This window comes from Thermus sp., from assembly GCF_040290245.1.
GTDB lineage: Bacteria > Deinococcota > Deinococci > Deinococcales > Thermaceae > Thermus_A.
In genome coordinates, this window is sequence record NZ_PSMQ01000078.1 from 1 (window position 1) to 6,768 (window position 6,768).

Genomic DNA, 6,768 nt, shown 5'->3' on the forward strand with positions numbered 1-6,768 from the left:
GAGGAGAAGATCCTGGCCGTGCTGGCGGGCTCCGTGCTGGAGCTCAGGTCGGACCTGGTCCTGCTCGTGGCCAGGGGGGTGGGGGGAAGAGGGGGGAAAGCCCCCAGGCGGCGAGAAGGGCCCCAAGGAAGGCGAGAAAGGCGTACCGCTTGACCCGCATCCCGGGGATCAGCCAGCGCCAGGCCTTACTCCTTTTCCACATCGCGGTGCGTCACCTCCACCTGGAAGCGGGCGGAGAGCTCCTCCGCCAGCCTTTCTACCACGGCCACGCTCCGGTGTTTCCCCCCGGTGCACCCAATGGCCGCGGTGTAGGCCAGCCGCCCCTCCCGCTTCGCCCCTTCCGCCGCCAGGCCCAAGGTGGTGAGGAGGGCCCGGTAATAGGGCTCGGTCTCCTCCCGGAAGACGTAGGCTTGGACCTCTGGGTCCAGGCCGGTCCTGGGTTTTAAAAGGGGGTCGTAGTGGGGGTTGGGCAGGGGGCGGACGTCCAGCACCAGGTCGGCCTCCTGCGGCGGCCCCCATTTGAATCCGAAGGAGATGAGCCGGAGGAGGAAGCCCCGTGCTTCCTCCAAAAACTGGGCCAGCGCTTCCATGAGCGCCCTAGGGGGGAGGTCGGAGGTGTCCAGCACCAGGTCCGCCCGCTCCCGCAAAGGGGCGAGGGCCTTCCGTTCCTCGCCGATCTCCCGCATCAGGTTGCCCGCGCCCAGGGGGTGGAGGCGCCGGGTGAGGTTGTAGCGCCGGAGGAGAACCTCGGGTCGGGCCTCGAGGAAGATCACCCCGGGCCTCAAGGTATCAAGGGCGTTCTCCAAACCCTCGAAAAAGGGGAGGGTGCGGACGTCCACCACCACCCCTGCCTTTTCCAGCCCCCTTGCTTCCAGGGCCTGAACCAGGCCCGGCCAGAGGACGGGCGGTAGGTTGTCCACCATGAAATACCCCAGGTCCTCGAGGGCGTTTCTCGCCGTGGTTTTTCCCGCTCCGGAAAGCCCGGAAAGGACTAGAAACCTCATGCCCTAGAGCTTACCGAAACGGGGGGTGGGCTCGCCCTAACCAGGCCCCTCGCCCACGAGGAAGAGCACCCCTTCCTCCAGAAGGACAACGCGCAGGTAAAGCGCCCGACGTGGGTTTTGCACCACCTTCTCCTCAGGTTGGTTCACGATCAGATGGTACCCGGCGGAAAGGAAGCTCTGGAGAAAGTTTAAGACCGCCACATTCCGCGAAGGACCCCTGGCGGGGAGGAAGTAGGCGGTCTTCTTGGGGGTTTTTAGAAGGGGCAAGAAGGCCTCCAAACCTTTCCCGGAAACTTTTTGCGTTCCCGCGGGCAAGCGTACGCCCGGGTCCAGATCCAGAGCGTTGGCAGGCTTAAAGGTCAACCCCGCCACCTGACCCCACGCCAACCCCAGGAGCACTGTCGCCCAGGCCAAGCCCCTCATTCTGCCTCCCTCAACTGAAGTATACCTCAAAACCCCCGCCGCCTCAGGTACAGGTTGAAGGCAGCCAAGAGAAATAGGCCAGGAAGGCCCAGGACCCCCACGAGTAAATCGTTCGTCCTTTCCACCGCCAGGACGGAAAGCCCGGCCACCGCGTTGAGCGTACCGTGAAGCAGCGCCGCCCCTAGGATGGAGCCCCCCTTCTCCCTCACATAAAGGAGGGCCGGGGTGAGGAGGATGCTGAAGAGGGTCATCATTCCCGCCCCCAAAAGGGGGTGCTGAGGGTAGTTGTAGCCCATAAGGATTAGGGGGGCGTGCCAAAAGCCCCAGTAGAGGCCGATCTCCAAAGAGGCGGGCCAGAAGCCCTGCGCCTTAAGCTTTTCCCAGAGATAACCCCGCCACATGAGCTCTTCGCCCAGGGCAGCCAGGAGGTTGACCGTGGCCCCCGCCAAGAGGCCCAGGAGGAGGAGGCTCCAAAGGAGGGGTTCGGGGAGGGGTTGAAGGTTCGGGATGGCTTCCTGAAGCCCCTTAAGCCCCTGCCACCTGCCAAAGGGGAGGGAAAGGGGTACGGAAAGGAGGGTGAGCCCCACCGGGAAAAGCCAGGCGAAAAGCCAGTACCGGTTAGGCCTGAGGGCCAAAGGAAGCCTGAGGCCCTCCTGGCTTGCGAAACGGAGGGCCACCAGGCCCGGAACCCACATGTACAGCAGGGCGAAAAGGGCGAAGCCTGGGGAGTCCAGCCTGCCGCCCAGGAGGAGGTAGAGCCCGAAAAGCCCAAAAGAGAAGCCATAGGTCCAGAGAAGGACCCGTCCTAGACTAGGGGTTTTTTTCTGACCCATCCTCCTTATCCCTCCATCGGCCCGCCCGTTTAGCCGCCTCTTTTAAGAGAAACTCTATTTGGGCATTTACACTCCGAAGTTCGTCCTGGGCCCATTTCTCCAAAACAGCATAAAGCCTTGGGTCCAGGCGCAGTAGAAACTTTTTTTTCAGGCATACAGGGTGCCCGTATTCAGAACGGGCTGGGCTTCCCTTTCCGCCACGAGGGCCACCAAGAGGTTGTTCACCATGGCGGCTTTTCTCTCTTCATCCAGCTCCACCACCCCTTCGCTTTTCAGCATCTTTAGCGCCTCCTTAACCATGCCCACTGCCCCTTCCACAATAAGGCGACGCGCGGCCACCACTGCCTTGGCCTGTTGGCGGCGAAGCATGGCCTGGGCCACCTCTGGGGCGTAGGCCAGATGGGTAAGGCGGGCTTCCAGGACCTCTACCCCCGCCACCTCCAGGCGGGCCTGGACCTCTCGCTTTAGCTCTTCTGCCATCTCCTCCGGGCTTTCTCTTAACGAGCGCTCACCCTCAGGGGCATCGTAAGGGTAACGGCTGGCCAGGGCTCGTAGAGCGGTTTCCGCTTGGATGGCCACAAAGCTTTTGTAGTCCTCCACCGCGAAGAGGGCCTGGGCGGAGTCCACCACCCGAAAGACCACCACCGCTGCGATCTCGATGGGGTTTGCCATAGCATCGTTCACCTTAAGCTTGTCAGAAGTGAAGTTATGGATCTTGAGGGAGACGCGCTTTTTCTCGGCAAGCGGATTGGCAAAGTGGAACCCTTCCTTTCTAATGCTCCCCGTATACCGGCCCAGAAAGACCAAAACCCGAGCCTCGTTGGGCTGGACGGTGAAGAACCCGGGCAGCATGAGGGCAAAAAGGGCCATCCCGGGAAGGAAGGACCATAGACCCTGTGCTCCATCGGTGTGGATCAGCGTGCGTAAACCATAAGCCGCCCAGGCTAAAAGCGCCAAAGCGACCGCCAGAGCCAGAAAGCCGTTCACGTGCCAAGCGTTTCGCTCGCGAAGGGTGTCCATCCCCTACCTCCTATCATAATGATATCATAACGAAACCAAAGCCACAACTGGGCCTATGGCCGGGGTTTCAGGCCAAATAGAGGCGGAAATCCGCCTCGGGGAAGGGGTTGTCCAGGGCCTCGAGGGCCTTTAGCTCCTCCGAAGAAACCCCATTGAGCAGCCGGAAGAACCGGTCCGCATGACCTTGGTACCGCTCCTTGGCGTATTCTTCCGCCTGGCCCGTGTCGATGAGAAAGGGCCAGTCGGAGGATTCCAAAAGGAGGAGCTCCCGCATCATCTGCCGCAGCCGCCTTTCATCCTTGAGCCTTTGGACCGCCTCGAGCATGGCCGCCTCCGCCCGGTAGACGGTCCTCCAGTAGTCCAGCGTCTTTTCGTTCAACCAGACCTCGTGGGTGCCGCCCCGGCCCCAGGAACCCTCGGGGAGCTCCACCCGCACCGCCTCAGCCTGGACGGCTTCCTTCGCCCGCACGGGGCGGACCTTGGAGCGGGAAAGCCGCCTTAGGACGGCCTCGAGCCAGGCTACCCCTTCGTGCCACCAGTGGCCGAAGAGCTCCGCATCGTAGCAGGCGGCCAAGACCCCCTCGGGGTGGGCTTGGGCGATCCCTTCCACCAAAGTGGCGAAGTGCTCCGCGTGGACCCCCACCCGTGCGAAGGCCGCCTCGGGGTCGTAGGGGGCCTTTTGGGCCAGGTCCAGCCTCCTGTCCGTAACCCGGTGGTGGTGGAGGCCGGAGACGGGGTCCTTGCGGTGGAACTCCCGGTAAACCCCGTCCCCCGGGTAGCCGTAGTCCGCGCTCCAGACCTGGAGGGCGGTTTTGGGGTCGCGGAAGAAGACCCGGAGGCCAGAAGGGAGCTCGTAGACGCGGTAATGCCCCGAGGGAGCCTTTTCGGGCCAGGGGCCGTAGGGGGAAAGGACGGGGAGGCTCCGGTCCAGAAGGTGCGCGTCCAAGAAGGTGTACCGGAGGCCCGCCCTCATCAGGACCTCGTCCACCCCTGGCCTGAGCCCGGCCCGGCCCCCTTCCACCGGCGGGGTCCAGGGGCCTTTGGGGCGGTAGGCCATCTCGGGCAACCAGTACCCCGTGGGGTCCTTCTTGAAGTGGCGGCGGTGGGTCTGGAGGCCGGTCTTGACCTGGGCCCAGAGGGCTTCGTCGTAGCCCAAAAGGGGAGAGTAGCCGTGGGTGGCGTTGCTGGTGATGAGCTCCAAAAGCCCCTCTTCTTCCCTTTGGCGGAAGGCCTTCAAAAGCTCGCCGCTTAGGGCCTCGTACTGCTTGAGGGTGGTCTCCCAGAACCGCACCTGGTACCGGGCGCTTTCCTCGAGTTCCGTCCCTTGGTAGCGAATGAGATCGCCTTCCGCCCGGCTTAGGCGGTCCTGGGCATAGGTGCGAAAGCCCGCCTTGATCCTTTCGTCTGCGAGCTGCTCCGAAAGGATGGGGGTGATCCCTAAGGTGAAGGGGGCCTGGATTCCGTCCTGGGCCAGGGCCTCGAGCATCCGAAGGAGGGGGAGGTAGGTCTCCGCCATGACCTCAAAAAGGGTCTCCTCCCCGAAGGGCCAGCTCCCATGCCCCCGGACATAGGGCAGGTGGGCGTGCAGAACCAGGGCAAACTTCACACCCTTAGCGTACCACGGTTCCTTCCCCGGCCAGGGCGCGCCGGATGGGGTTTCTCACCCGTCCGTCCGCGAAGACCACCCGCTTGATTCCCCCCTTAACCGCCTCCACCGCTCCTAGGACCTTCTTCTTCATCCGGCCCTGGGCCAGGGCCATGTACTCGGGGGCGTCCACCCTCTCCGCGGGGATTTCCCGCACCAGGCTGGACTCGTCCGGGTAGTTGGCCAAAAGGCCCGGCACATTGGAGAGAAAGATCAGGACCTCAGCCCCCATGGCCAGGGCCACCTTGGCCGCGGCGGTGTCCCCGTCGGTGTTGATGGCCTCGTTCTCGTAGCTTAAGGCGGGGGGGGTGAGGACGGGAAGGTAGCCCGCCTCCAGGAGAAGGTGCAGGAGGCCGGTGTTGACCACCTCCACCGAGCCCGTGTAATCCCCCCGGTGGATCTTCACTTTTCCGTCTTCCACGTACTTCACCGCGGCCTTGCGCCGGCCGACCAGAAGCCTGCCGTCCAGGCCGGAAAGGCCCACCGCGTTGGCCCCGTGGCGTTGGAGCAGCTCCACAAGCCGTTTGTTCACCAGGCCGCAGTAGACCATTTCGAAGATCTCCAGGGTCTTCCGGTCGGTAAGCCGGCTCTGCAGCCCGCCCGGGTGGGTGAGAAACCGGGGGGGGTGGCCCAGGGCCTCGGCGATGCGGCCCATCTCCGCGCTGCCCCCGTGGAGCAGGATGAGCCGGACCCCTTCCTTCCACAAGGAGGCCGCGTCCTCGGCCACCTTTTCGTAGTCGATCCCTTCCGCGCCGCCTACCTTCACCACGATCATGGGCCCTCCTTAGGGGTGGAGTCCGGGGAAGTCCAGGCCCAGGGTCTCGGGCCAGCCCATGCGGATGTTCAGGGCTTGGAGGGCGTGGCCCGCCGTGCCCTTGACCAGGTTGTCCAGGGCGGAGAGGACCACCAGGCGCCCGGTTTCGGCCTCGAGTTCAAAGCCGATGTCGATGAAGTTCGTCCCCTCCACCACCTTGGGGTCGGGGTAGCGGAAGAGGCCCTTTTTCTGCTTGACGAGGCGGACGAAGGGCTCCTGGGCGTAGGCCTCCCGGTAGGCCTGCCAGACGTCCCGCTCGCTCCAGCCGTCCAAGAGAAAGGCCTGGGCGGTCATGAGGATGCCCCGCACCCGGTCGGTGGCGATGGCCGTGAGGTGGACCTCGGGCCGGCCGGGAAGGTTTTCCACCACCTCCGCGGTGTGCCGGTGCCCCGTGGCCTTGTAGACCCGGTACGAGCCCGCCCGTTCCGGATGGTGGCTTCCCGGGTTCGCCTCTGCCCCGGCGGCGGAGGTGGAGATGAGGAGGGTGGCAAGGACTGGCTTGGGCTGAAGGAGGCCCGCTTTGAAAAGGGGGTAAAGGGCAAGGAGGGTAGCGGTGGCGTTGCACCCGGCGCCGGCCAGGCGGTTGCTTTCGCGGATCTTTTCCCGGTAAAGCTCGGGCACCGCATAGACCCATTTGGGAAGCTCCTCCGGAAAGGGGTGGGGCCGGCCGTAGTACTTCTCGTACAGGGCGGGGTCCTTCAGGCGAAAGTCCGCGGAGAGGTCCAAAATGACCTCCCCCAGGCCGATGTACCGCTCATAGGCCTCGAGGAAGGCCCCGTGGGGCAGGGCCAGGACCAGGATCTCTGTGGGCTCGAGCTTTTCTGGGGGGATGAACTTGAGGCTGGTCCGACCCCGTAGGTTTGGGTGGACCAGGTGGACGAACTCCCCCGCGAAGCGGCGGCTGGTGACCTGGGTGACCTCGAGGTAGGGGTGGCCCAGGGCCAGGCGCAAAAACTCCCCGCCCGCATACCCCGAGCCCCCCACGATGGCTACCCTCCTCCTACCCACGGCCCCCCTCCCAGGCGTAGC

At 64.4% G+C, this 6,768-nt stretch carries 8 protein-coding genes; all 8 read right to left on the bottom strand.

What is annotated here, in order from left to right; all coding sequences use genetic code 11:
* Positions 1-185 precede the first annotated feature (185 nt).
* The 8 genes from rapZ to argC all read right to left on the bottom strand — a co-directional run bounded on the left by rapZ (position 186) and on the right by argC (position 6,747).
* Entirely contained in the window at positions 186-1,004 is an 819-nt protein-coding gene (rapZ, locus tag C4301_RS08965; protein WP_352414742.1) for an RNase adapter RapZ, read from the bottom strand.
* A gap of 36 nt (positions 1,005-1,040) precedes the next feature.
* Positions 1,041-1,367 carry a hypothetical protein gene (locus C4301_RS08970; protein ID WP_352414743.1) on the bottom strand — a complete coding sequence of 109 codons (327 nt, stop codon included), beginning with the start codon at positions 1,365-1,367 and terminating at the stop codon, positions 1,041-1,043.
* 86 nt (positions 1,368-1,453) lie between these two features.
* The gene (locus C4301_RS08975) at positions 1,454-2,260 is read right to left on the bottom strand and encodes a CPBP family intramembrane glutamic endopeptidase (RefSeq protein ID WP_352414744.1); all 807 of its coding nucleotides are present in this window, start codon (positions 2,258-2,260) and stop codon (positions 1,454-1,456) included.
* On the bottom strand, positions 2,238-2,411 hold the full coding sequence (locus tag C4301_RS09980) for a type II toxin-antitoxin system antitoxin (protein WP_503012421.1): 174 nt from the start codon (positions 2,409-2,411) through the stop codon (positions 2,238-2,240). The genes C4301_RS08975 and C4301_RS09980 overlap by 23 nt, the downstream gene beginning before the upstream one ends.
* On the bottom strand, positions 2,408-3,280 hold the full coding sequence (locus C4301_RS08980; protein ID WP_352414745.1) for an SPFH domain-containing protein: 873 nt from the start codon (positions 3,278-3,280) through the stop codon (positions 2,408-2,410). Before C4301_RS08980 ends, C4301_RS09980 begins: the two co-directional genes overlap by 4 nt.
* A 67-nt stretch (positions 3,281-3,347) precedes the next feature.
* On the bottom strand, positions 3,348-4,886 hold the full coding sequence (locus C4301_RS08985) for a 1,4-alpha-glucan branching protein (RefSeq protein WP_352414746.1): 1,539 nt from the start codon (positions 4,884-4,886) through the stop codon (positions 3,348-3,350).
* A 4-nt stretch (positions 4,887-4,890) separates the two neighbouring features.
* On the bottom strand, positions 4,891-5,700 hold the full coding sequence (locus tag C4301_RS08990) for a [LysW]-aminoadipate kinase (protein ID WP_352414747.1): 810 nt from the start codon (positions 5,698-5,700) through the stop codon (positions 4,891-4,893).
* Between the two features lie 9 nt (positions 5,701-5,709).
* Positions 5,710-6,747, bottom strand: coding sequence for an N-acetyl-gamma-glutamyl-phosphate reductase (gene argC / locus C4301_RS08995; protein WP_352414748.1), 1,038 nt, complete (start codon positions 6,745-6,747; stop codon positions 5,710-5,712).
* Positions 6,748-6,768 lie beyond the last annotated feature (21 nt).

Excerpts from the sequence above, each read along its gene's own strand:
- rapZ (WP_352414742.1), bottom strand. The coding sequence starts at position 1,004 with ATGAGGTTTCTAGTCCTTTCCGGGCTTTCCGGAGCGGGAAAAACCACG.
- C4301_RS08980 (WP_352414745.1), bottom strand. The coding sequence starts at position 3,280 with ATGGACACCCTTCGCGAGCGAAACGCTTGGCACGTGAACGGCTTTCTG.
- C4301_RS08975 (WP_352414744.1), bottom strand. The coding sequence starts at position 2,260 with ATGGGTCAGAAAAAAACCCCTAGTCTAGGACGGGTCCTTCTCTGGACC.
- C4301_RS08990 (WP_352414747.1), bottom strand. The coding sequence starts at position 5,700 with ATGATCGTGGTGAAGGTAGGCGGCGCGGAAGGGATCGACTACGAAAAG.